Raw genomic sequence first — 23976 nt, 5'->3', positions numbered from 1 at the left:
TCTTATTAAAAGGGGGAACATGTTGGTCTGTTCCCCTTCCCACAGAAAACTACAGCTGGTTTGCTGAAACCTATCGATGGCAATCGCCGCATTTTTTATCCAATAACCCAACAACATGGCTAATCCGATACTCGCCACCAAGCTATCGTTCGAACCGGCCCGTCCTGCTGGAGCTCATCCGATGAGCGGCAAATTCATGGTACTCAATGGCCGCTTCATGCACCTCGGTGATACCGATATAAGCGAAAGCGCTATGAATAGAGGCTTCCACGTGGTTTTGAGTTCCTATGCATCCTCATGGTTGATATCCGTAATCACTGCGTGAAGAGAGGATCTCCTCTCTCGCCAGCCAGGATGGAAAAGCCAGCATCTGGTGAGCCTGGGTGATGGGATGTTTATCGATCTCGCCTTTGCCGATGACCGGCAGCATGCAGAAGCAATTTGCGCGTCTTGGCAAGGGCAAACCCGGTGTGATGAATTTTTAGCACTGATTGAACCCCTGAGTATGGAGTTTGGTTCGTTGGACTAGGGGTAATCATCCTGGAGTTAAAAAACAGCGCTATCCTGCTGAATATGCTTTGTAATACAAAATCTTGCGCATCCTACAAATACTGCTATCGTCAAAGCTCACAGCTTTATGACAACAGGAAAGTCGCGTATGAAAAAGCAGGTGTGTTCGTCGAAAGGATGGGGAAAAAGGGTTTCACAGTTTATTACCGTACTTACCACGTTAGCGTCGTTCCAGAGCGCTTTGGCACAGGTACCACTTCAGGATCAGCAACCTGCCAATGTTGGGTTGCGTCCGGCCATCATGGGCCATACTGCCGCAGTCTCAACCGGTGATCCGCTGGTTACCGCTGTCGCTATGCGCATTCTTCTGCAAGGGGGGAATGCTTTTGACGCGGGTGTCGCTGCGCTGATCGCAGGCGGCGTACTCGAGCAGGATCTTTACAGCCTGGGTGGTGAAGCACTGGTTCTGGTGTATCCGGTTTCTGAAGCCAAAGTGACCTCCATCGTTGGGCAAGGTTGGGCGCCGCATGCGGTTGATGTCGATTGGTATCTCTCACGCAACAAGACGTTGCAGGGAGAAGGCCTCGATCCAGCGGTGGTTCCCGGTTCCCTTCATGCGGCGCTGACGGTGCTCGAGCGTTGGGGGACGATGAGTTTCGAACAGGTTTCGGCACCAGCCATCGAATATGCTGAAAATGGTTTCCCGATGCGAGTAAGCACTGCACGTGCTATCGCTGCGCAATCCAAACTGTTCGATCGTTGGCCTGCCAACAAGGCTTATTGGTACAAAGCGGATGGCACCCAATATAAAGTCGGCGAGACGATCAAACTGCCGGCGACGGCCAATACCTTGCGGCGAATGGTTGAGGCCGAACGCGCTGCGAAAGCAGAGGGAAGGGCAGCGGCTATCGTTGCCGCGCGTGATCGTTTCTATAAAGGTGATATTGCCAAACAGATGGTCGCTTTCCTGCGTCAGAACGAAGCACCATTCGACGAGAGCGATTTTGCCGATTTCTATGCCCGTATCGAAGAGCCAACCAGCACCACCTACCGTGGCTATACCGTCTATAAACAGGGTTTCGGCAGCCAGGGTCCGGTGCTTTTGCAAACGCTCAATATCCTCGAACAATTCGATCTGAAAGCGATGGGTTTTGGCAGCGCAGATTATTTACACACGATGGTTGAGGCACTGAAGCTGGCCTATGCCGATCGGGATACCTACTACGCCGATCCAACCTTTGTGAAGGTTCCTGCCGAAGGGCTGTTGTCAAAGGCCTATGCTAAAGAGCGTGCCGCGCTGATCGACCCTAAACATGCCTCGAAGCAATACATCGCTGGCAACCCGCTGAAATATGATAGCAAAGTAAAGGAATGGCCGTACGCGGTGATCAATGTCACTGATACGACTCGCCCGGGCCAAACAGCCGCGTTGCTGTCTGAACCGATTATGCTTGCTTCGCTGGGGCGTGATTCTGCGGGTATATCGAAAGACACTACCCACATGGCGATTGTCGATAAAGACGGTAATCTATTCGACGCCACACCGAGTGGTGGCTGGATCCCCGGTGCGGTTATCCTAGGTGATACGGGTATCGCCATGAGTGTGCGCGGCGAACAGTTCTGGCTGGATGAGCATCATGCCAATCAGGTGCGCCCACACGCCCGCCCACGTTACACACTTACGCCAACTATTATTTTCAAGGATGGTAAACCGTTTATGGCGCTAGGTTCACCGGGGGGCGACAATCAGGAACAGACCATACTCCAGGCACTGCTAAGCACCACAGAACGCTGGGATGACTGGTATCCCAACCTGAATAAGGCCTTTGAAGCGCCACGAGTGCAGACTTCTCACCTTTATGGTTCGTTCTGGCCACACGCTGCGGGTTTCAACAAGCTGGCGATTGAGGCTACCGTGCCTGACGCGGTGTACAACGAACTGAAATCGCGAGGCCATGAGGTCAGCCGTTTGCGCACTTTCGGTATGTCGGGTTGTGCTACCTCGGTGCTGATTGATCCAGCGTCGGCCAACCGTTTTGCCGGGGCCGACCCTCGGCGTGACTGTTATTCGATCGCCTACTAGGCTGGGGCCATTTTCGCGCATTGCTGCGTTGTTCGCCGCTTATTTGGTCCACCAAACCTCGCGGCTCACGCCTTGCCCTGCGCGCAAATGACCACCAGCGGCGCTCACGTGCAATTAAGGGACACAGCCTAAACTGCACGGCATATAGCTTAGGCTGTGGTTTGGCGATCTGGCGCTTCTTTCGTTGCCTCGCTATCTGGATAACGAGGCAACGGAACGATAGCGCGGAGATCAGGAAACAGCCTAATTCATCCCCTTACATTCCAATGGTTTTACTCTATTAATGACGATGCATCAGCGATGACGGCGGTCATCAGCCCTTTCATTGTTATCTATGCTCCTGGGGCTTCGCAAGCTTGCCGCCTACAAGCAACCCGAATTATTTTGAGTATAAATATTAATTAATTTCATGGTCGAAATGCATTCAATATATAAATGTTTATAAAATTAATTGAATGTATCGAGGCATCTTCAGTAAATAAAAATACTGCTTATCAATGCATGTCTGTGGGTATAAACGTCCTTTTTACCGTATTAAATTACGCTCGTAAATTACTCTCTTGTTTCTTGGTTTTATTTAACTCTTTGAATTTAAACTAATAAATATAAAATCCATATAAATTATTACCATGATAGAGATTTTTTGTAATATTCTGTTACGTAATTAACTTTTACCGATTAGTTCGATATTTCTACACTTCCTGTTGATCCGTTTAATTCATTTTCATTTATGTTTTCGATGAAGCCAATCTCCACTGCGCTCTGCCATTATCCCGTGATGAATGTGCTGGCTTGTGATCCTATTGATTGTCCTAAAAAGGAAGTAGCTGTCTGGCAGGGGGCCATTCTTATATTTATTTCTATGGGTAGACGGTTCGCCGTCTGCTTTTTTCAGCATACCTGTGAGCGGGTGCGCTGAAAAAAGCACAACTCCTCACCGAATGGGCCTTGGTCTCCTGTTACAGGAAATGGCTATGGGCGGTAGTGTGCCCGCGCGGCACCCTCAGTCAACAAGGAAGTCTCAATGACAACGCATTCATCATACTTACTACGTCGGTTAAACCCCTATTGTGCCCACGCGCTGGCTGCGGCGGCCACCTTGTGCCAGACCCGTGCGCACGGAGACATCACACCGGAACACTGGCTGCTCAAACTGCTGGAACAGGGGGAAGGCGACCTGACAGTGTTGGCTCGCCGTTATGAGTGGGATATGGACAGCGTCTGGCAATCACTGCTCAACTGGCTTGATACACAGCCCCGCTCGGTGCGCAGCCGCCCGGAACTGTCTGCATCGCTGGCCACCTTGCTAACACAGGCGTGGCTGATCGCGACACAGGCAGGTGACGAGCAGATCCGCAGCGTACATCTGTTGGGGGCGCTGAAAGAGAGCCCTGCACTGGTCCACTGCGATGGTCTGTGGCCGTTGCTGACCCTGACTGCTGGCCAGTTGGAGCGGCTGCGCCCGTTGCTGGACAGCCAGTCGGAAGAGCGGCCCGCGCAGCAACAGCAGGCCAGCCTTAACAGTTCGTCCGCCACTCTGGATACCCCGCCTGCACCCGAAGGGTCCACGCCGTCATTGAACGAAGCATTACAGGCTGCGCTGGATAAATTCACGATTGACGTGACTGCCAAAGCAAAGGGCGGGCAGATTGACCCGATCTTTGGCCGTGACACGGAAATCCGCCAAATGATGGACATTCTCTCCCGCCGCCGCAAGAACAACCCGATATTGGTGGGTGAGCCGGGGGTAGGGAAAACCGCTCTGGTGGAGGGATTGGCGCTACGCATTGCCGAGGGGAACGTACCGGACAGCCTGAAAACCGTCAGCCTGCGTACCCTGGATCTCGGGCTATTACAAGCTGGAGCTGGGGTGAAAGGCGAGTTTGAACAGCGGTTGAAGAATATCATTGAAGCCGTACAGCAATCTCCTACTCCAGTGCTGTTGTTTATCGATGAGGCTCACACCATTATCGGTGCTGGTAATCAGGCGGGCGGTGCGGATGCCGCCAACCTGCTCAAACCAGCGCTGGCCCGGGGCGAACTGCGCACCATTGCCGCCACCACCTGGAGCGAATACAAGCAATATTTTGAGCGCGACGCCGCGCTGGAGCGCCGTTTCCAGATGGTCAAGGTAGACGAACCGGACGACGAGACAGCCTGCCTGATGTTGCGCGGCCTGAAATCACGCTACGCCGAGCACCACGGTGTGCATATGCTGGATACCGCTATTACCGCTGCCGTTACCTTGTCCCGCCGTTTCCTGACCGGTCGTCAACTACCGGATAAAGCCGTCGACCTGCTGGACACCGCCGGGGCGCGGGTGCGTATGAGCCTCGACACCCTGCCGGAATCGCTGGTGGCGATTAACGCAGAGTTGGCGGCGTTGACGATGGAACAACAGGCTATCGAACAGGATTTACGCTTCCAGCCGCAAAACGACGCCGCGCGGCTGACCGTCATTGAAACCCGCCGCGCGGCGCTGACCGTAGAGCAGCAAACGTTGCAGCAGCAATATGAAGCAGAAAAACGGCTGGCCGGGCTGATTATCAACGCCCGGCGTAACCCCGGCGAAGCCACCGAGCTGGAAGCGTTACAGGCCGAACTATTACAAGTGCAGAGCGGCTCGCCGCTGCTATCTCTGGACGTGGATACACGTACCGTTGCCACGGTGATTGCTGACTGGACCGGTGTGCCGCTCTCTTCATTGATGAAGGACGAACAGACCGAACTGCTGACGCTCGAAGCGCAACTGGCCACCCGGGTGGTGGGCCAGGATCCCGCGCTGACCGCACTTGCCCAACGCCTACGGGCGTCCAAAACCGGGCTGACGCCGGAGAACGGGCCGCAAGGGGTTTTCCTGCTGGTTGGCCCGAGCGGGGTGGGCAAGACTGAGACCGCACTTGCTCTGTCCGACGTGCTGTACGGTGGTGAGAAATCCCTTATCACCCTCAACCTCTCTGAATACCAGGAACCGCATACAGTCAGCCAGCTCAAGGGGGCGCCGCCGGGCTATGTGGGCTACGGTCAGGGCGGAATTCTCACCGAAGCGGTGCGCAAACGCCCGTACAGCGTAGTGCTGTTGGATGAGGTAGAGAAGGCGCACCGGGACGTGATGAACCTGTTCTATCAGGTGTTTGACCGGGGCTTTATGCGCGACGGTGAAGGGCGCGAAATTGATTTTCGCAACACCGTGATCCTGATGACCTCGAACCTGGGCAGTGACCTTCTGATGCAACGGTTGGATGAACAGCCAGAGGCGAGCGAAGGGGATTTGCAAGAGTTACTGCGGCCAATACTGCGCGACCATTTTCAACCTGCGTTGCTGGCACGGTTCCAGACGGTGATTTACCGCCCGTTGAGGCAAGAGGCGATGCGTACCATTGTTGGTATCAAGCTGGCACAAGTGAGTGGCCGCCTGCAGCGCCATTACGGTATTGCCACCCACATCGAAGAGAGCCTGTACGACACCCTGACCGCCGCCTGCCTGCTGCCGGATACCGGTGCACGTAACGTAGACAGCCTGCTGAACCAGCAAATTCTGCCGGTGTTGAGCCAGCAGTTACTCAACCATAAGGCTGCGCAACACCACCTTTCTTCACTGACGCTGGGTTGGGATGAAGAAGAAGGGATTGTGCTGGAATTTGGTGAGGAGGCCGAAAGAGGGCATCCATGAGTGCCCTAGGCTGTGTCCCTTAATTGCCCGTGGTGCCGTCGCAGACCCAAAAGCCCGTTATCAAGGCGGAGGGCGCAGGGCAGAGTGGCCCTCTGTTCAAGCCCGACAACACAGAAAACGGGCTTTTGGGGCGCGACCCTTCGGGCTGGGGCCATTTGCGCGCATTGCGGCGTTGTTCGCCGCTTATTTGGTCCACCAAACCTCGCGGCTCACGCCTTGCCCTGTGCGCAAATGACCGCCAGCGGCGCTCGCGTGCAATTAAGGGACACAGCCTAGCATTCTCTGCGAGGTGCTGCTGTAAAGCCCGCCGCTTTTACTTTCCAGACACCGAGGTTCAACGGTGCCCCGACGAACCGCTGCGGACTCGGTTTGGTGTCTGGCTGCCAGCCTTGGGCAAGAGTGGGATGGCTTTGGCATGGCGGCAGGTACTTGCTCCGATAGCAGGCAACCTGAATACACGCTGGCAGACCGCTGAAATTTGTCATGCGCAGTGAATGGGGAGAAGGGCCGCTGGCGTTACTGATGCTCAAGGGGTTCCGCCTGCCAGAGTCGATTTTTAGCGTGGAACCCGGTTTTGATAGTGCGCAGTAGCGTGCAAAAGCACCATGGCTACTATGTTGATGAAAAAGAAAAATAAACGAGGGAAAGTATGAGTTCACCGCTGGCTTTATTAATGGCAGGTACTCAGGATCAGGAAGAACAACAGCGTCTTGTTGCTCGAGCATCCGATGCTCTATCACTTTGGGATAATTGGTTGCTTCCTGTCAGCCCTGAACAGGAAACCGGTGAAGATCCCAGCTATGACGATAACTTCCAACTGATGCGGGAGGAAATCAATAAGCTCTCAGGTACCGATCCGGCACTGTTATGCTCCCTTGCTGAAAAGTGTCTTTGCCAGACAGCCAAGGATATCCGGGTTGTCACCTGGTACATTCAGGCTCGCTTGCAGCGTGACGGGGAGAAAGGGCTGGCTGAAGGCTTACTCCTGCTGGCGGCAATGCTTAACCGTTACGGTCAGCACTGCCATCCGCACCGGCCCAATGCGCGTAAGGCCGCGTTGGAGTGGCTGAACAGTACCAAAATGCTGGATACCCTTTCGCTCTGGCCGGAGGTGGATCGCAACGATGCAGGGTTGACTGCCGGGGCGATCAACCTACTGGCTGACGCCGTCAGCCACTGGCAAGACAATGAGAGGCCGTCCTTTTCCGAGCTATGTAGTGCACTGGAGAATCGCCTGGCGCGTTCCGGTGGCATGGGCTCATTGATCCCACAGAACAGTCGCCCTAAGGATACCGGGCGCGAAAAAAGCACGGCAAGCTCGCCACAGCTTGCTGCCGTTAAGTCCGGACGTGATTTGCTTGATCAGGCAAAATTACTTTCCCGCTGGCTGGCAGAGCAACCACAGGGCTGGTTGGCTTCTCACCGTCTGATGAAAACCGTGCGTTGGGATACGGTTGATCAGCCTCCTCCGCTCGACAGCAGTGGGCGAACCCGTCTTTTACCGCCCAAGCCGGAGTACCGTGCTCAACTTAAGCGCCTGTATCTGCAGAAAAACTGGGCTGAGCTGGTGGAACAAGCCAGCCAGATGTATTGCGAAGGCGTGAACCATTTCTGGCTCGATCTTCAATGGTATCTCTGGCAGGGGCTTAGCCACGCAGGTCAGCCATGGGAAGTCTGGGCAGATGCCATCATCCTCGATATGCGCTTATTGCTCAACCGACTCCCCGGGCTTGAAAAACTCGCCTGGAATGACGGCACCCCGTTTGCTGATGAGGTCACTCAGGGCTGGATAAACGAGAAAATAAGCGAAGATAGTCTGGAATTCCACGATGATCCCGCCACGATCACCAGTAGTCAGGCAGACGAGGTTTTGTCACTCGAAGCCGAGGCAATGGAAAAAGGTGACAGTGAGGGGCCGGAAGCGGCGCTCGCCTGGCTGCAGACCCGGCCAGGTACTGACACGCCGCGCAGCCGCTGGTTGACCAGGCTGCTGATGGCCCGAGTTGCCGAACAGTATGGCCGCAACGAGATGGCGCTGCATCTGCTGGGGGAACTGACCACCACGGCTCCACTCTTGACGCTGGCGGATTGGGAACCGGCTTTGCTGTTTGAAGTGCAGGCCCGTCGCCTGAAGCTCCTTCGCATGAAGGCTGGCCGCAGCGAGTCCGATAAAGTTCGGCTAATGCCTGAGATGGATGCATTGCTGGCGGGGCTGATTGCCATCGATCCTGCTCGTGCCATGGTGCTTTGCGGCTGATTTTATCCGATATCGCTCAGGAAACCTGTGCATGGATGATTTAACCCTACGATACTATGAGGCGCGAAATGCGCTATCTGCGCGAAGCCGGTAAAGAATTTGCCCGCGCTCACCCGTACCGGGCAGCGATACTCAATCTGGATAAACCAGACGCACGCGATCCCTATGTGGAACGGCTGTTTGAAGGCTTTGCTTTTCTTATGGGGGCGACTGCGTGAAAAGCTGGATGACGATCTGCCTGAGCTGACAGAAGGGCTGGTCAGCCGGCTGGCTACCCGAACAGGTAGCCAGCATCCCATGACAATCAGAAGGTGTACTTCACCCCCAGCATCGCGGCTTTGTCATCATACCCTTTCTGCCCTATCTGCTGCGTCAGGTTGCCCCAGACGCTGAGATTGTTACTCAACTTACCTTCCGCTCCCACTTTCACTTCAACCAGATGACGGCTGCCCGTTTGCTGGACACCTTGTCCATCAGCGTTTACGCCGGGCAGACGGGTATTCTGGATCCAGTTCAGATCCATATAGGTTGTCAAAATACGTGATTTGTCTTTCCCCAACAGGGTGTCGTTCGACAGTTTGGCACCCAAACGCGTCTGCAGATTGTTATTGCCGTTCTGCTTAACCAGAGAACCGTTGTTTTGTATGTCACTCATCTTCGCCCCATTCAGCGTAAAGACGCCTGCGGATGTGCCACCGACGTTAATTACCTGAATACCATTGATGTTTTTCGCTCCCTCCCCTGCCAATACGGTATTCAAGGCGACATTACCGCCGTTGCCCACATAGTTACCATTGATAATAAAATCGCTGAAGTTGCTCCCGGTAGCAGCACGCCCAACCAACAGAACCCCAGCGTTAGACACATTACCGATAACCTGACCGTCACCGCCAAACGTACCGTTAGCCTGCACCGTCACATCGCTGGTCAGTGTTGGTATCTGGGTTGAAGCCGTCGTTAATGCAAAGGCCAGTGGTGAGGTGGCAAGTGTTGGTGATGATCCAACTAACAAGGTTCCCGATTACACCGTTGTCATGCCAGCGCTGACTGGGCTGTTGTTGATTTGTACCGTACCGATGCCTTATTTAACAAATTTGTTCTGCGTCGGCGTTTTGAAAGAGTTACTGAGATAGGTACAAATTGGATGATGAGTGGCATTTTCATCAACGTGAAAATGGCGTCGACGAGTTCTTGCGGTGGCCTTAGTGTCAGGTAAAACGCGTTTTAACATCGATACTTTGGAAGTAGATCGAAATAATGTTTCGGGCAACCATAAGCAGAGGGCTTTACTTCAGAGTCACAGTGATTAAGAGCCGTCTCATTACCCGCAAGCTTGGAATTATTAGAATCATCAAAAAATGCTGTGGGGCAACGGTTTGCCCCACATACAGTGTATTCCGCAACTCAGCTGTATTAGGCTGTGTCCCTTAATTGCCCGTGGTGCCGTCGCAGACCCAAAAGCCCGTTATCAAGGCGGAGGGTGAAGGGCAGAGTGGCCCTCTGTTCAAGCCCGACAACACAGAGAACGGGCTTTTGGGGCGCGACCCTCCGGGCTGGGGCCATTTGCGCGCATTGCGGCGTTGTTCGCCGCTTATTTGGTCCACCAAACCTCGCGGCTCACGCCTTGCCCTGTGCGCAAATGACCGCCAGCGGCGCTCGCGTGCAATTAAGGGACACAGCCTAGTGATTCGCACTAAAGCCTGTGTGACGAATGGTCCGACAAAATTATTTACCACTGGTTCGTGCCACTTTGGCACTCGATGGCTGACTTGCCAGCCACGCTAGCGGTAACTGTGCGAGCAATACCAGCCCGACTCCCACCCAAGGCGTCAGTGCCATACTGTTTCGTGCCACCAGCGCGCTACCCATTGTTTCACCCAATGTGATACCCAGGTTGAACGCCGAGATATTCAAGGCCGAAGTGAAGTCTACGGCACGCGGCGTCCATCGTTCAGCGGTTGCAAGCATACCAACCTGGAAGCCAGGAGACATACCGAAAGCCAGCAATCCCCAGACGAACAACAGTGCCACCATCGGTATTTGGTAGGGCATCAGTAACGCAAGGGCGATGAGTATCAGCAACAACCCCGCCAGCATGCGCTGCAGTGCAACCAGCCATCCCAGACTTGCCGCCCAATGCCCACCGGCAAGATTACCGACCAACGTCGCTGCGCCGAACACCACTAATAGCATGCTGGCAGTCAGTGTTGAGAAGCCGGTAATGTCGGTCAAGATAGGTGTGATGAAAGTAAAGGCTGCAAAGCTGGCACCGAAGCCAAGAATAGTAATGCTCATCATTGCCAGGATTTTGGGTTGTAGCAGCGATGCTAGTTGCGTACTAATTCGCCCAGCCGCTTGAGCGGGCAAGGCTGGAACCCATATTGCGGTCGCGAGCCACCCTATTGCAGCAAGCATTGCGACGGCGTAAAACGGGAGTCTCCAGCCGAGGCCGTTGCCGAGTAAACTCCCCAGTGGTACGCCAATCACCATGGCTAATGTCAAACCTGCGAACATCAACGCGATAGCACGACTGGCTTGACCTTCGGGGGCCAGCCGAGCAGCCACCGTCGCGCCGATGGCAAAGAAGCTACCGTGCGCCACCGCCGTTACTATGCGCCCGAGCAACAACATACCGTAGCTGGCCGAAAGTGCCGAAAGCAGGTTACCGGCCAGGAAAATGGCCACTAACCCCAGAAGTACTGGCTTGCGAGGTAGCTGAGCCAATCCTAGTACGACCAAGGGGGTACCTATGGCCAGAGCTAGTGCATACAATCCGACCAATCCGCCTGCACGCGCCAGAGGAACTTCCAGGTCGGTCGCGATGGCTGGCAGTACACCGACTACGATGAATTCAGCCACACCAATGGCGAATGCGGTGACAGCCAATGCCCAAACGCCGGGATGGATATGCTCTTTTTTCTGATTCATCTTGTTCCCCAGACTGCCGCAGGCAGTTGACTGTTCTATACCGCAAATGCCTAATCGGCGCAGCCTGCAGCTACACCATGCGGGGAAAAGCGAGCGACCAGGAGATCTGGCCAAGGGTTATAGTAATTAATGCGTTAATTATGAATTCAAAGACACAATCAAGATAGACTGTCCGTTGGAACAACATTTGTGAGTTGAACTCACCAAGGATACAGATATGGCTCGCCTGGAAGTCAACCGGTCCGGCGAACTGGAAGTGTTCGTGCGCGTCGTTGAACTGGGTAGCTTTTCTGCTGCTTCTCGTTCCTACGGTATAACGCCTTCGGCCGTTAGCAAGCTGATTGCACGTTTGGAACAACGATTGGGCACGCGACTGGTGAACCGTTCCACTCGGCAACTCCAACTTACGCTGGAGGGAAGTACCTACTACGAGAGTGGGGTACGCATCTTGGCAGATTTGGATGAGGCAGAACGCTGTGCCAGTGAACATTCAGCACCACACGGTCAACTGCAGGTAAATGCCAATGTACCTTTTGGGCATCACTTCTTGCTGCCGTTGGTCCCTGAATTCTTGGAGCGCTACCCTGACGTGAGGCTGGATATCACGCTGATAGATGAGGTCATCAACATTCTGGAAGAGCGGGCCGATGTGGCCGTACGTGCTGGCCCACTCAAAAGTTCAAATCTGGTAGCGCGCAAATTGGGCCAGACGCATATGATGATTGTTGGGTCGCCTGACTACCTGGCACGCCACGGCACCCCAATTACGCCGAAAGACCTGTATCAGCACAATCGTCTAGGGGCGAATTTCGTGCGTGCACAGTCTGGCTGGCGATTGTGTTACGGTGATGAGGATATCGTAGTGCCTGTTAGTGGCAACGTACAAGCCAGCGATGGCGAGGCTCTGCATCGTTTGGCCTTGGCCGGAGCTGGCTTGGCGCGTCTGGCTGCTTTCCAGGTGCGCGAGGATATCGGTGAAGGTAGGTTGCTACCAGTGCTCGTAAATTACAGTCTAGGTGATATTGAGGAATTCCACGCCGTATATGTTGGACAAGGTGGCCATCTGCCGTTGCGTGTGCGCGCTTTTCTGGATTTCTTTGCCGAAAAGGTCAACATTGGTTCGTGCTGATCCTGTTCTAGGTGGATAGAGGCGCAGTGTCATGTCAAAAGTTATTGGATAAGGCTATACGAAAGGTGCTTGAACGGTTGAGGAAAAAATCACCGGCGTGCCAGACTGACTAAATTCAGTATCTGCGGCTAAGTGATCATGGTGTTCTGGCAGACTTATGAAAAGTATTAAGTCCCTACTGTCAATTTACTTATCCACACTCCATAACGTTAGGGCAGGCTCTGAATATACACTTTTCGTTTATCTTACTGAGGAGTTTGGGTTAGTATGCTATAAACAATTTCCAAGAATTACAAACCTCATTCAGTATAGACCTAAATATATTCCTTGCTCAGTTACTCTAAAATTTATTTTTAAACAATGCTATACCCAAGTTACTGGGGTGAGAGAGGGCAGCCAACACCCATGCAGCTTGAAGGGCGACGGGTATATACTAAGGGAAGTATCTTTTTTACTTGTGGCGCCTGGGCGAGATATTAAGAGCACTAATTATACCTGAAAAATTACTATACTCGACAGTTCTGAAAATTCCTCAAGGTCATTGAAGTTTATTAAGTACCTCATCTACTTGTTCCCTGGAATCACAAGTGTTATTCGAATTATTTACTGTTAAGTTTTTAATGATTGGTATTAAATAACGCTTGGTATATAAAAATGAGGCGATAAGTTTATATGCCCAATGAGTAAATGTATTCCTTGATGCAATACGTGAACAACTGGAGAGTCATTGTAATGAAAAAAATCGCTGTTATTTTAGGTACAAGGCCGGAAGCAATTAAGTATGGTCTGGTTATCAATGGGTTGAAAGAGGATGGTCGCTTTGATGTGATTGTAATATCAACCGGTCAGCATAAAGAAATGCTTGATGATACGTTGGCAGTGTTTGGCATTAAGCCCGATTATAATCTCGCGGTTATGCAGCCAGGCCAAACGCTTGCGCAGGTGACAGCCCGTATTACTGATGGGTTAGCAAAACTGTTGCCAGAAATTGCCCCAGATGCCCTTACCGTACATGGTGACACTGGTACCACATTGGCCGCTGCACTTTCAGGTTTTCATCATCAGATCCCTGTTATACACATTGAAGCAGGGCTGCGCAGTGGTAATAACAACTCGCCTTTTCCAGAAGAAGGAAACAGGAAGTTGGTCGCCCAAATTGCCTCATTGCATCTCGCCCCAACTCCAGGTAATTCAGCTAATTTAATTAGAGAGGGTATCCAGGAAAAAAATATTGTAATCACCGGTAACACAGTTGTTGATTCTCTTTTATGGGCTGTGAATAGCCAATATCCGAGCACCAATAAGATTGTGGATGATCTAAAGGATGACCCTCGTAAAATTATTTTAGCTTCAGTACATCGTCGCGAAGCTTGGGCGAAAATTCCTGATATTGCGAGGACTATTCGTGAGATCTCGTTACGTGACGATGTACGAGTTGTCATTCCAATGCATAAAAATCCTGTAGTGCGTAACGCTTTGAAAGTCGAGCTTTCGGGATTGCAAAATGTTGACCTTATTGAGCCATTAAATTATCTGGACTTTTGCCACGTAATGAAAAGAGCCGATATTATTCTGTCGGATAGCAGTGGTGCAGAGGAGGAGGGCCCGACATTAGGTAAACCAACTCTCATACTACGTTCTCTTACAGAGCGTCCAGAGGCGACTTACTCTGGCTCGGCAATTTTGGTTGGAAGCTCAGGAGATTTAATAATTAGCCATGTAAATCAAATCTTGGATAATTTACGCTCATTCAGAAGTTCTAATGTAAAAACAGATCATTATGGTGATGGATTAGCAACGTCACGTGTTATTGGCGCTATAGCAAATTACTTTGGGTTAGGACCAGCCGTCCAGCCATTTTTCTCAGGTTGTGAAATGTCCCAAGGAAATGATTTAGCAGCTAATACAGTTTGATTGCACAGGAGATGTTTCATGAAAAATACTTCATCAAATGTCATGAAAAGGTGCTTCAATCACTCTGAGCTGAAAAAGGGTATGATTGGCGCTGGTGAATTGACGTATATCGAAGGGAAAGTACTGCTTGTTAACTATTCCTCTCAGGATGTTAAGTTAAATAATATCCAAGGAACAGTAATACATCCTTTTTCTTCACTGATTAGGTGCAACGAAAAAATCACCCCTAACTTTCAATTGATGTCGTTTTATCTTGAGGATGATTTAACCGTCAGTCCTGAAGTTTCTTGGGAAAATCAAGAGGTATATATTGGGAAGGTGAGGAATGAGGAAGTAAAAACAGGTTTTGAGAATGTGAATTTCTATCGGTCTCCCAGTGAGTGTCTAGATATCATTCACTTTGAGCCATTGGAATTAGTCACTCGTTCAGTTGGACCTAAGAAAAACCAACTGTTTTCAGTCAGTGCTAATCTGTGGTTTGCTAAAGCAGGAACCCATTGTGGGATTCATAATCAACATTCTTTTATAGAGATACACACGCAAATATTAGGCCGTGGCCGAATGCAATCTTTTTATAATGAAGAGTACTCCTCTCTATGTGAAGAGATTCACCTAGCTCCAGGAACCACTACATCACGTGCTTTTTGTTGCATAGATGATAACGGCGAATATATATATCCATTTCATCAATACTATGCTGATACTCACTCAGTCTGGTTAGCTATCGAGTACTCTGCGGTAGAATAAAAAGGTCAAATTATGTCTGACAAAAAAACAATACCTAATGTTATTGCACCTGTATTCACAAAAGAGGTCGTCGCTAATAATCTGCGTGATGGCTATTGGCTTGAGGCCGCTGATTTAAATCAAGATGGTAAAGTAGATGTATTTGGCTATGGATTAACGCTTGGTGAACTTTATTGGTATGAAAACCCTGACTGGGAAAAACATTTGATTGTTGACAAAATTAAAATGCCCGTAGGTGCTGATTATGCTGATATCACTAATAATGGTTATCCTGACGTTATTGTATGCTATGAGTTGTATGGGCCAATTGGAACGATTTATGACCCTGACACATCAGGAGGGAAGATTGACTGGATTGAAAACCCCGGAATTGATCTGTGCAAAGGCGAGCGCTGGTTGCGTCACTACATTGGCCGAACAACAGGCATGCACCGCCTACGTGCTGGTTATTTTACCCAGAATGAGAGAATAGAAATTCTAGGTTTTCCTATTGTTGCCAAAGAAGATGTGCATGCTGTTTTGCCAGTAGTATTATTTACTCAACCCGATGACGTCTATTCTGCCACAGAATGGCATATGACAGTCATTGATGACAGTAACTTCAGAATGATCCATGGTGCAGAAAAAAAACGTGGCCTCATTCCGGGCTCGGATCTTGATTCGGTGGTTTTAGCTTCTGATGAAGGTGTAACGTGGCTCTACTATGATCAAAAGCAAAATCACTGGCGTCGAGTACTGATTGGAACCGGTGAATTAACCCAATTTGAAGACACAGGATTTAAAGGCAGTGGAGATATGGACGTAGGTCGCATTGGTAATGATACATTTTCTTATGTAGCAGCCATCGAGCCTTTTCACGGTAATACAGTAGCGGTCTACTATAAAAAGGGTGATGGCGAACCGCAGCAAGCGGAATGGCATCGTGTATTACTGGATGTTTACGGTGATCCTAATGAAAACGGCGAAGGCCCTGGTCATCAGGTAGTTTGTGCAGATTTTGATGGTGACGGAGATGAGGAGTTCATTATTGGTTTACGCGGGCCTTGGCCGTGGCAAGGGGTATTTTACTATAAGGCCATTGATATAAAAAATGGTGTTTTTGCTAAATGGCGTATTTCCGATGAATCAGTCGCCCGTATTGCTATAGCAGACTTTAAAAACCGAGGTAGAATAGATTTTGCAACTATTGCATACTCAGTGCCTAATTACTACGTAGCTAAACATGCCAAAATTGTGGTGCATTACAATGAAATTTCAGGGTTGTAATTTGCATCGCCTCTCCATCAAAGAATCATGCTACTTATTGGGCTAAGTGTTGTTGGCTTTGGTCATTTTACATAGGGAGCTACTTTCATAGCTCCCGTGTTGCCTCAGTTGTACTCATCCAAAAACTCCGCTTTATGAATTACGTTACCTGCAGTTTTCTTTCGGCCTACAGTTTGGTACCCATCGCGGCGGCAATGATGTTGATATCGTGATCACTGATCTGAAAAATCCCAAATCGAAGTTGATACCCCCAATTCCGATTGCCAGCGGAAAAATCTAAAACATTCAAGATCGGCTGAATAGATGCTTCATGGGTATTAAACCAGGCTACATCGCGGCGGAAAGGGCAAAACCCTCCGCCCATATCGAATGGGTAAGGCTCACCGGGTTTGACTATGCCGAGGGCGGTGAATGCCTGTAGTTTATTTTTCCCACCAAATTCAACAGTGGGGGAATAATAAGCAATTCGGTCTCCTGGTTTTACGCGGCGCAAGGGGCCGGCTTTCCCATGGCAAACCTGCATAAATCCGCCTGTTCTGCCACATTGCACATGCTCTGCCGATGCTACGGCAATCCAGTTATTACTCATTTTTCCGCCAGTCCCGAAACATGACGACGAAGGACATCTGGCTTGAGGGGCACAATTGTGCAGAGCTCAGGCCTCTCTACGTAAAAAATAATGAAATTTTGGGCTGCCATATGGATACTCTGCATTGGTTGATGAACGCGCTAGCGCAAGAAATGCTCGATGCGATCCATGCTAAGTCGTATTACTGTCAATTTCTGGCAGTAGCGATGATGACTGTAATGGGAAGATTGCTATTAGGCTGTGTTCTTCAACTGTCTGTGATGCCACGACAATACCGAGGATGGGCAACACTGGGCCACTTGAGTGTTCGCTGCTAGACTGCGGGACTCAGGCCTTGCTCTGCGTACAAATGAATACAGGCGGCGCTAGCGTGCAACTGAGGGATACAGCCTAGTACTTGATTCAGGGAGGATCAGGTTGGTCAAAGTGGGGAGGAAATGTAGTGAAATTGGATATAACAAGGATTTTAAAGGAGTTTACTTGAATTCAGGAGACTTGGGGAGAAGTTAAAGTGGTGCCCGGACTCGGAATCGAACCAAGGACACGGGGATTTTCAATCCCCGAGTAGAAAAAGGTTAAAATGACATCTGTGCTTATTACGACTCGAATAACTTATTCGGGTAATATATATGCACGTAATCTCAATAATTTCTACCAAAGGCGGCGAAGGGAAATCGACCCACGCAGCCAATCTCGGCGGCTTCTGCGCCGATGCCGGTCTCAAGACACTGTTAATCGACGGTGACTACGCTCAACCTACAGCCTCCAGTTATTATCACCTGCAGTATGAAGCCCCCTATGGCCTATATGAATTATTAATGCAGACGGCGGATCTCAATCAACCTCAACAGCTTATCTCCCATACCAGTATTACCAACCTTGATCTGATTATTTCTAACGATCCCCATGAGCAACTCAAAACGGCCATGATGCATGCTCCGGATGGCCGTTTTCGTCTGCGCAACCTGCTGCAACACCCTCTGTTTAAAGACTATGACGTGATCATCATCGATTCACAGGGTGCCCGATCCATCATGCTGGAACTGGTGATGCTGGCAACGAATCACACGGCACTCGCCATGATCAAGCCGGTCGTCCCCGATGTCCGTGAGTTTTTACGTGGGACGATCCCGCTGATGGAAGGTTTACTGCCCTACAAAGATTTTGGTATTACGCTCCCCCCGGTGAAAATCCTGGTGAACTGCATGGATTACACCAAGTTAGCCAGGGAGGCGCTGACGGCGATAACGCAGATTGTGGAAGAGGGGAGTTACAGCTCTGCAGATATCCCGGTCAGTATGCTGGCAACGCAGATCTATGATTTGGACGTCTATAGGTTGGGGCATAGTCTGTCTCAGCCTGCGCATCGGTTGGAATACCAAACAGATCGCAAAACCCCGTCCGCTGCACAATCGATATGTGGCCTCGCCTGTGAGCTTTTCCCTGAGTGGAAACCCCAGTTTGATGATGTTATTGCTCGGGGGATCCGCGTATGAATCGCAATCAACTTTGGCGGGCTGTCGCCTGTTCCACAGCAACCTATCAAGCGCACGATGAAGTCCACGTGTTCGTCGATGCGCCTGATTACGAAACAGCTAAAAGCCGGTTCTATAAGCGTTTGGCTGATGAATGGGGAGTGGCGAGCGGTTTTATCGAATTTTATAACGTGTGGAGTGAATCTGAACTTCGCGATATGGCCATCGGCCCACAAGCGCCAGTTGGGCTTCCGTTGCTTGAGTCTGGGGCGAGTTATGATCGGGAACCCCTGATCCTGGTCGCTTCTTCCCGACTCCGTGATGTTCTGGAATGCGCGTTGCGCGAAGTTCAGAGTAAGGAGGTTCGCCATGCATAACGAAGCACCACGGCGGGTGATGCCGCATTCTCTGGAAGCAGAGCAGTCCGTTCTGGGTGGATTGATGTTAGAAAACGACCGCTGGGACGAAATCGCCCCTCTCCTGGCCGTTGACAGCTTTTTCTCACCCTCTCATCAGAAGATCTTTGCGGTGATGCAGGGGCTGCTTGGCCGCAATATGCCTATCGATCTCATCACCGTCTCGGAAGAGCTTGAACGTCTTGGCCAGCTTGATATTGCCGGCGGTTTTGCCTACCTGGCGGAACTCTCGAAGAACACCCCGAGTGCGGCCAACATCGTGGCTTACGCCGAGTATGTTTCTACGGCGAAGCAGAAACGTCAGTTACTGGCGCTGGGGCATGATTTGGCAGGGCAGGCTGAAGATGCGCGTACTGATGTGGCTGCATTAATGGAAGAAGTCGAGCGACGTCTTTTTGACATTGCCGGTTTGCAGGCCGCAGGCAAACAGTTCGACCTGGTCTCCTCACTGGAGGTCTACCTCAACCGATTGGAGCAGCGCTGTGCCAGTGAGGACTTGATCACCGGTACGCCCACCCCGTTTGAACAACTCAATGGCATGACTAGCGGACTGCAGGAGAGTGACCTGATCCTGCTGGCAGGCCGTCCCTCCATGGGAAAAACCGCGTTGGCCCTGAGTTTGTGTGAAGGGGCGCTGGATAGCCGAAAAGAACAACCGGTGCAGATCTACAGCCTGGAAATGCCGGTTGACCAGCTTTTATCTCGATTCGTCGCGATGCTGGGGCGCGTACCTCTGCAGAATTTGCGCAGTGGCAATATGGGGGATGAGGATTGGGCCCGAGTGGCCAAAGCGACCCATATTCTCCTGACGGAGTGGAAAGATCGTTTGATCGTCGATGACGACAGCTTTATGACCCCGTCCATGCTGCGCTCCCGCGTCCGCAGGAATGTCCGTAAATACGGTCGCCCGTCATTAATCCTCTTGGACTATCTGCAACTGATGCGTTGCCCTGGTCAGGAGAACCGCACACAGGAAATTGCCGAAATTTCGCGTTCGCTAAAAGCGTTGGCAAAAGAGATCGGCTGTCCGGTGGTTGCCCTCTCACAACTTAATCGTGCCCTCGAGAGTCGGGCAGACAAGCGGCCCAATAACGGCGATCTGCGAGACTCCGGCGCATTAGAGCAGGATGCCGATGTGATCATGTTTATTTACCGTGACGAGGTTTATGACGAGCACTCGCCGGATAAAGGCGTCGCCGAACTGATTATTGGCAAGCAGCGTAATGGCCCTATTGGTACGGTAAAGGTGAAATACCTGGCGGAAATCACCCGGTTTGAAGATTTCTCGGGAGGCCGCTATGACTTCTAAGGCACCAAGAAACATGCAGAAGCTGGGCGAACAATTGTTGCAGCGTGGACGAGTGCCGGCGTCCGGTGCAGCCTCTATGTTGCCCGTCAGTGAAATGCCGATGGTGCTGACGCTGGATCAACTGCGGCCCAACCCGGATAACCCACGTACCACGCGCAACCCCAGGTATGCCGAAATCAAGGCTTCCATCCTGGCACGTGGGCTAGATTCGGTACCCAAGGTGACGAAAAACCCTGATAGCGCGGAAGACGTGTACATTTTCAGTGATGGCGGAAACACGCGTTATACGATCCTGCTGGAGCTCTGGGAAGAAACACAAGATGAACGCTTTCGCCGTATTCAATGCATTTTCAAGCCGTGGCCGGGACGGCTGAAGTGTGTCATCGGTCATCTGGCTGAAAACGATGTTCGGGGTGATTTGTCTTTCATTGAAAAATCGTTTGGCGTCGCCAAGGCCCGAAGCATCTATGAGGAACAACTCGAGCGTGAGGTGAGTCAGCGTGAACTTGCTGATCTATTGAAGACAGAGGGTTACCCCATACATTACTCCAGTATCAGCCGGATGGAGTATGTGATCAAACAACTGTATCCCTATCTGCCTGCGCTGCTGGAATCCGGGTTAAGCCGTGCTCAAACTATTCCTCTTATCAATCTGCGCATGGCGGCTGAAAAAGCCTGGGGGGAATTTAGTGCATATGCCGATGCGGTCAAATCTTTCGATGCGGTATTTGGCGAGGTTTGCCGCGCTTTAGATGATCCCGAACACTACACCCTGGATACGTTTAAAGACGAACTGATTGCGGCACTGCTCCAGGCAATGCCTAGCCCTGAGATCACCTATGACCGTTGGTTAATCGAGCTGGATCCGAAAGAGCAGAATCGCCGGAAGTTGTTCGGTGAACCTGCACCGCTGCCGCAGCATATTATCAATGCTGATAAAGACACCGAGAAACAGGAGCAGGGGACAATACCGACTGTTGTACCACCATTTTCATCGAGTATACCGCCTGGTGGTGATGGCCAGCATAAAGAAAAATCACCTGCAGTAAATCACCAACCTGATGCCGATCTGACGCTTGAGGACGCGAAAACCCCTGCACTCACAGGGGGATCATCGCAGCACTACAGTGCTGGCCGTAAGAAAGAAGAACAGCTTGATTTGTACGTTGAGGGACATGAGCCGCGAGAATCAACGTTGCCGGTGACGTTTCCGTTGGCATCTGATAGCGAACGAATGGAAACGGATTATCCCCCAACGATGCTGGACAGCGCCGCTACCGACTCTTCCGTTTCCTTTGCCGATACCGGACTGGAGCCGGTGACAGACATTTGGCATATATCCGCCCTGCAGGATGACCTGGAGCATCTGCAGGATACGGCCTTTCGTCTGGCGTTTGAACTGGCTGAAGTATTGCAGGTTGAACAGGCGCTGTGTGAGGACAATGCGCCAACTTCAGCCGGATACCGTATACAGATCAACCTTCATCAGGCCTCTCCCATCACGCGGTTGCTGGCTGCACTGACCGGTGATGCAGCAGTCTCACTGTCTGCGAACGAATTGACCCAGATGGTGTTCGGCACTGAACAGCCTGCCGATTGGCCACTGCTGGACGATGTCCTGGTAGTGAAGTTTTTACGGTTAATCCGTGTGATACGGCGTTTGCGGGAGATCCAGCGCCAATCTCAGCAATGTGAAAATGGAGAGACTGACGATGAATAAACCCCGCAAGGACTGGTCTTGCATCGCACTCATTGTGTTGTGCGTGGTGACATGGGCGATTGATATAGGGATGTTGTTAGGAGGGCACAACGTATGAATCCACAAATCGGTATAACGACCAATGCGTTGTTGACGCAGGTCCTGATGGAACTGAAATCCGGCAATATCCGGCGTTGCGAAGCGATGGGGCTGACGCTGGAGGAGATCCAGGAACTGAACCAACTGACGGTGGAGGATTTGCACTACCTGGTGAATTCATCCGTTTCGATACTGACGTTCCATATCAACCACACCAATCTCAATATGATGCTGGCGCAGGCCCGACAGGAGCAGGTACGGGTACAGCGCATTGACCGTGCTTTGGCCCTTGGCGGGTCGATAGAAATGATGCAGTGCTATTTTGGGCTGACGGCGTCAGAGGTCAGCACCCGTCGTCGCCTTGCAGGGATACCCACCCGGCAGGGGCGTAATCAAACGCCCGCCGAAGCCGAGGAAATTTCGATTTGGGAGCAGTGGCGTGCCGCCAACATAGACAATCTGGACTCTCTGGAAGCGCTGGAGGTCATGATGTTGATTGCCGAACAACAGGATATTGCCCTAACGTCCGTATGGACGCTGGTAAAAGGCTGGGTTGAACAGCAGCAACGGCGGAGAGCGGGTTGATGGCCTTGGCGGTAGACAGCGTCATACAACATACGTTAAGCAAAATGACGGCCCGGATTGTGCAAAAAGCGCAATCCGGCGCGGTGGCAAACGAACAGAGTGGTCTCCTCTACCTGGGGAATGTGCATGATGCGATTCCTCGGCAGTTGTATATGGACAGGCGATTATCGCCCTTGGATAAAACGGCGTGGGTGATGATCCGTCTCTATGCCCAGCAGAACGAAGGGGCCGTATTCCCGACCTATGAAGAACTGCAGCTTCAGCTTGCCTCCCCCCATGCCGGCAAAGCGTCTCGAGAAACGGTCAGTCGTACTTTGCTTATGTTACGGCTCACGGGCTGGCTGAGTTTATGCAAACGAGTCAGGGATGACGGTGGCCGGGTACGCGGCAATATCTATGCCCAGCATGACGAACCGTTGGGGCTGCGCGATGCGGAGTATTTTGATCCGGGCTGGCTGGATGCTGTGGCACAGGCCTGTCAGCATGGGAACAAAACCATTCGGTTAACGGCGTTATCGGTGCTCAAGGAAATCAAACAGGATACCTCCATGCGCCACCGCCATTCTCGTATTGCCTTGATCGAATCACGCCTGTCTTCTCCTCAATCCGCTCAAGCGCTAGCCCAGCAGTTGCAGGCCAGTTTACCGAGTTCGGAAACCGAACCCCGGCAGAAATTACCCTCTTTGGCGGAAAAATCACTGAGTTCGGAAACCGAACCCAGTGTGAACAAGGGGGCTATTTTACCGAGTTCGGAAACCGAACTCAGTGGAGAAACAAGGGATCCTGACAGAGTTCGGAAACCGAACTGTTACGTACGTAGTTTTACACAGTGTGTAAAAGATACGTACGTAGGCGCTGCAAGCAAGAATGAGTCTCGACTACGTTGGCCATCAGCGTTGATTGAAAATCTGACTACGGCGGACAGGGATAACGTTGAGCCACAACTGCGCGCATTGCCGGAGCCATTGGGGCAGCAGGTTCTGGATGACGTAGCGGAGCGGGTCGGCACTGGTGAGATAAAAAATGTGATTGCCTACCTGCTAGCCACGCTGAAGCGAGCGAGAAATGGGCAATTTAATTCGACCGCAAGTGTGGCAAAGCGTGCGCAACAACCGCCACCGTCTCAGCATTTCGCTGGTGCAGAGCCAGCTCAGCGAGCTGTTCAACAGGAGCACAAGCGGGCATCCGTAGAGCAGATTGCAAAAGTGATGGCGGAGATCCGTGCGGCTTACAGGCCATGAATTCGTGGTGTGTTGGGTATGTTGTGGTTAAAAATCATACAGTGTTGCGGGGCGCA

Annotated in this window: 18 protein-coding genes and 1 pseudogene; 15 read left to right on the top strand and 4 right to left on the bottom strand. The window is 51.5% G+C overall.

Features of this window, described 5'->3' with window-relative positions; translation table 11 throughout:
* Nucleotides 1–295: 295 nt before the first annotated feature.
* On the bottom strand, nucleotides 296–457 hold the full coding sequence (locus SAQUA_RS22385; protein ID WP_380676546.1) for a hypothetical protein: 162 nt from the start codon (nucleotides 455–457) through the stop codon (nucleotides 296–298).
* 201 nt (nucleotides 458–658) lie between these two features.
* Here SAQUA_RS22385 and SAQUA_RS22380 point away from each other — a divergent pair, with 201 nt between their 5' ends.
* From SAQUA_RS22380 to SAQUA_RS22360, 5 genes and pseudogenes are all read left to right on the top strand, one after another.
* Entirely contained in the window at nucleotides 659–2593 is a 1935-nt protein-coding gene (locus tag SAQUA_RS22380) for a gamma-glutamyltransferase family protein (protein ID WP_380676544.1), read from the top strand.
* Nucleotides 2594–3617: 1024 nt separating this feature from the next.
* Nucleotides 3618–6266: a type VI secretion system ATPase TssH gene (gene tssH / locus SAQUA_RS22375; protein ID WP_380676542.1), complete on the top strand. Its 2649-nt coding sequence runs from the start codon at nucleotides 3618–3620 to the stop codon at nucleotides 6264–6266.
* 340 nt (nucleotides 6267–6606) lie between these two features.
* On the top strand, nucleotides 6607–6741 hold the full coding sequence (locus tag SAQUA_RS22370; protein WP_380676540.1) for a hypothetical protein: 135 nt from the start codon (nucleotides 6607–6609) through the stop codon (nucleotides 6739–6741).
* A gap of 174 nt (nucleotides 6742–6915) precedes the next feature.
* Nucleotides 6916–8523 carry a type VI secretion system protein TssA gene (gene tssA, locus SAQUA_RS22365; RefSeq protein ID WP_380676538.1) on the top strand — a complete coding sequence of 536 codons (1608 nt, stop codon included), beginning with the start codon at nucleotides 6916–6918 and terminating at the stop codon, nucleotides 8521–8523.
* A gap of 31 nt (nucleotides 8524–8554) precedes the next feature.
* Nucleotides 8555–8793 (top strand): annotated as a pseudogene (locus SAQUA_RS22360) (type VI secretion system baseplate subunit TssF); the annotation flags it as partial.
* A gap of 34 nt (nucleotides 8794–8827) precedes the next feature.
* On the opposite strand, the gene SAQUA_RS22355 reads toward SAQUA_RS22360, so the two are convergent.
* Both SAQUA_RS22355 and SAQUA_RS22350 read right to left on the bottom strand, forming a co-directional pair.
* Entirely contained in the window at nucleotides 8828–9535 is a 708-nt protein-coding gene (locus SAQUA_RS22355) for an autotransporter outer membrane beta-barrel domain-containing protein (RefSeq protein ID WP_380676536.1), read from the bottom strand.
* 713 nt (nucleotides 9536–10248) lie between these two features.
* On the bottom strand, nucleotides 10249–11451 hold the full coding sequence (locus SAQUA_RS22350) for an MFS transporter (protein ID WP_380676534.1): 1203 nt from the start codon (nucleotides 11449–11451) through the stop codon (nucleotides 10249–10251).
* Nucleotides 11452–11668: 217 nt separating this feature from the next.
* On the opposite strand from SAQUA_RS22350, the gene SAQUA_RS22345 reads away from it, so the two are divergent.
* The 4 genes from SAQUA_RS22345 to SAQUA_RS22330 all read left to right on the top strand — a co-directional run bounded on the left by SAQUA_RS22345 (nucleotide 11669) and on the right by SAQUA_RS22330 (nucleotide 16507).
* Nucleotides 11669–12580 (top strand): LysR family transcriptional regulator, encoded by a 912-nt coding sequence (locus SAQUA_RS22345; RefSeq protein ID WP_380676532.1) that lies wholly within the window; start codon nucleotides 11669–11671, stop codon nucleotides 12578–12580.
* 732 nt (nucleotides 12581–13312) lie between these two features.
* Entirely contained in the window at nucleotides 13313–14494 is a 1182-nt protein-coding gene (gene wecB / locus SAQUA_RS22340; protein WP_380676530.1) for a non-hydrolyzing UDP-N-acetylglucosamine 2-epimerase, read from the top strand.
* An 18-nt stretch (nucleotides 14495–14512) separates the two neighbouring features.
* Nucleotides 14513–15241 (top strand): hypothetical protein, encoded by a 729-nt coding sequence (locus tag SAQUA_RS22335; protein ID WP_380676528.1) that lies wholly within the window; start codon nucleotides 14513–14515, stop codon nucleotides 15239–15241.
* Between the two features lie 12 nt (nucleotides 15242–15253).
* Nucleotides 15254–16507, top strand: coding sequence for an FG-GAP repeat domain-containing protein (locus tag SAQUA_RS22330; RefSeq protein WP_380676526.1), 1254 nt, complete (start codon nucleotides 15254–15256; stop codon nucleotides 16505–16507).
* Between the two features lie 166 nt (nucleotides 16508–16673).
* Here the strand turns inward: SAQUA_RS22330 and SAQUA_RS22325 are convergent, their stop codons facing one another.
* A complete protein-coding gene (locus SAQUA_RS22325; protein ID WP_380676524.1) occupies nucleotides 16674–17096 on the bottom strand; it encodes an EVE domain-containing protein in 423 nt (140 codons plus the stop codon).
* A gap of 629 nt (nucleotides 17097–17725) precedes the next feature.
* Between SAQUA_RS22325 and SAQUA_RS22320 the strand changes: the two genes are divergently transcribed.
* From SAQUA_RS22320 to SAQUA_RS22295, 6 genes are all read left to right on the top strand, one after another.
* A complete protein-coding gene (locus tag SAQUA_RS22320) occupies nucleotides 17726–18592 on the top strand; it encodes a ParA family protein (protein ID WP_380676522.1) in 867 nt (288 codons plus the stop codon).
* Nucleotides 18589–18948 carry a hypothetical protein gene (locus SAQUA_RS22315; protein WP_380676520.1) on the top strand — a complete coding sequence of 120 codons (360 nt, stop codon included), beginning with the start codon at nucleotides 18589–18591 and terminating at the stop codon, nucleotides 18946–18948. The genes SAQUA_RS22320 and SAQUA_RS22315 overlap by 4 nt, the downstream gene beginning before the upstream one ends.
* Entirely contained in the window at nucleotides 18941–20296 is a 1356-nt protein-coding gene (gene dnaB-PI / locus SAQUA_RS22310) for an SPI-7-type island replicative DNA helicase (RefSeq protein ID WP_380676518.1), read from the top strand. Before SAQUA_RS22315 ends, dnaB-PI begins: the two co-directional genes overlap by 8 nt.
* Nucleotides 20286–22016, top strand: a complete 1731-nt coding sequence (locus SAQUA_RS22305; RefSeq protein WP_380676516.1) for a ParB family protein — start codon at nucleotides 20286–20288, stop codon at nucleotides 22014–22016. Before dnaB-PI ends, SAQUA_RS22305 begins: the two co-directional genes overlap by 11 nt.
* 93 nt (nucleotides 22017–22109) lie before the next feature.
* Nucleotides 22110–22679 carry a DUF2857 domain-containing protein gene (locus SAQUA_RS22300; protein WP_076944321.1) on the top strand — a complete coding sequence of 190 codons (570 nt, stop codon included), beginning with the start codon at nucleotides 22110–22112 and terminating at the stop codon, nucleotides 22677–22679.
* On the top strand, nucleotides 22679–23920 hold the full coding sequence (locus SAQUA_RS22295; protein ID WP_380676514.1) for an STY4528 family pathogenicity island replication protein: 1242 nt from the start codon (nucleotides 22679–22681) through the stop codon (nucleotides 23918–23920). The genes SAQUA_RS22300 and SAQUA_RS22295 overlap by 1 nt, the downstream gene beginning before the upstream one ends.
* Nucleotides 23921–23976 lie beyond the last annotated feature (56 nt).

It is taken from the genome of Serratia aquatilis (assembly GCF_044865145.1).
Lineage (GTDB): Bacteria > Pseudomonadota > Gammaproteobacteria > Enterobacterales > Enterobacteriaceae > Chania > Chania aquatilis.
The sequence above is the reverse complement of the archived record's forward strand: the minus strand, read 5'-3'. Positions and strand labels throughout refer to the sequence as shown.

Coding starts and splice junctions, on each gene's coding strand:
- SAQUA_RS22380 (WP_380676544.1), top strand. CDS start 659: ATGAAAAAGCAGGTGTGTTCGTCGAAAGGATGGGGAAAAAGGGTTTCA.
- tssH (WP_380676542.1), top strand. CDS start 3,618: ATGACAACGCATTCATCATACTTACTACGTCGGTTAAACCCCTATTGT.
- tssA (WP_380676538.1), top strand. CDS start 6,916: ATGAGTTCACCGCTGGCTTTATTAATGGCAGGTACTCAGGATCAGGAA.
- SAQUA_RS22350 (WP_380676534.1), bottom strand. CDS start 11,451: ATGAATCAGAAAAAAGAGCATATCCATCCCGGCGTTTGGGCATTGGCT.
- SAQUA_RS22345 (WP_380676532.1), top strand. CDS start 11,669: ATGGCTCGCCTGGAAGTCAACCGGTCCGGCGAACTGGAAGTGTTCGTG.
- wecB (WP_380676530.1), top strand. CDS start 13,313: ATGAAAAAAATCGCTGTTATTTTAGGTACAAGGCCGGAAGCAATTAAG.
- SAQUA_RS22335 (WP_380676528.1), top strand. CDS start 14,513: ATGAAAAATACTTCATCAAATGTCATGAAAAGGTGCTTCAATCACTCT.
- SAQUA_RS22330 (WP_380676526.1), top strand. CDS start 15,254: ATGTCTGACAAAAAAACAATACCTAATGTTATTGCACCTGTATTCACA.
- SAQUA_RS22325 (WP_380676524.1), bottom strand. CDS start 17,096: ATGAGTAATAACTGGATTGCCGTAGCATCGGCAGAGCATGTGCAATGT.
- SAQUA_RS22320 (WP_380676522.1), top strand. CDS start 17,726: ATGCACGTAATCTCAATAATTTCTACCAAAGGCGGCGAAGGGAAATCG.
- SAQUA_RS22315 (WP_380676520.1), top strand. CDS start 18,589: ATGAATCGCAATCAACTTTGGCGGGCTGTCGCCTGTTCCACAGCAACC.
- dnaB-PI (WP_380676518.1), top strand. CDS start 18,941: ATGCATAACGAAGCACCACGGCGGGTGATGCCGCATTCTCTGGAAGCA.
- SAQUA_RS22305 (WP_380676516.1), top strand. CDS start 20,286: ATGACTTCTAAGGCACCAAGAAACATGCAGAAGCTGGGCGAACAATTG.
- SAQUA_RS22300 (WP_076944321.1), top strand. CDS start 22,110: ATGAATCCACAAATCGGTATAACGACCAATGCGTTGTTGACGCAGGTC.
- SAQUA_RS22295 (WP_380676514.1), top strand. CDS start 22,679: ATGGCCTTGGCGGTAGACAGCGTCATACAACATACGTTAAGCAAAATG.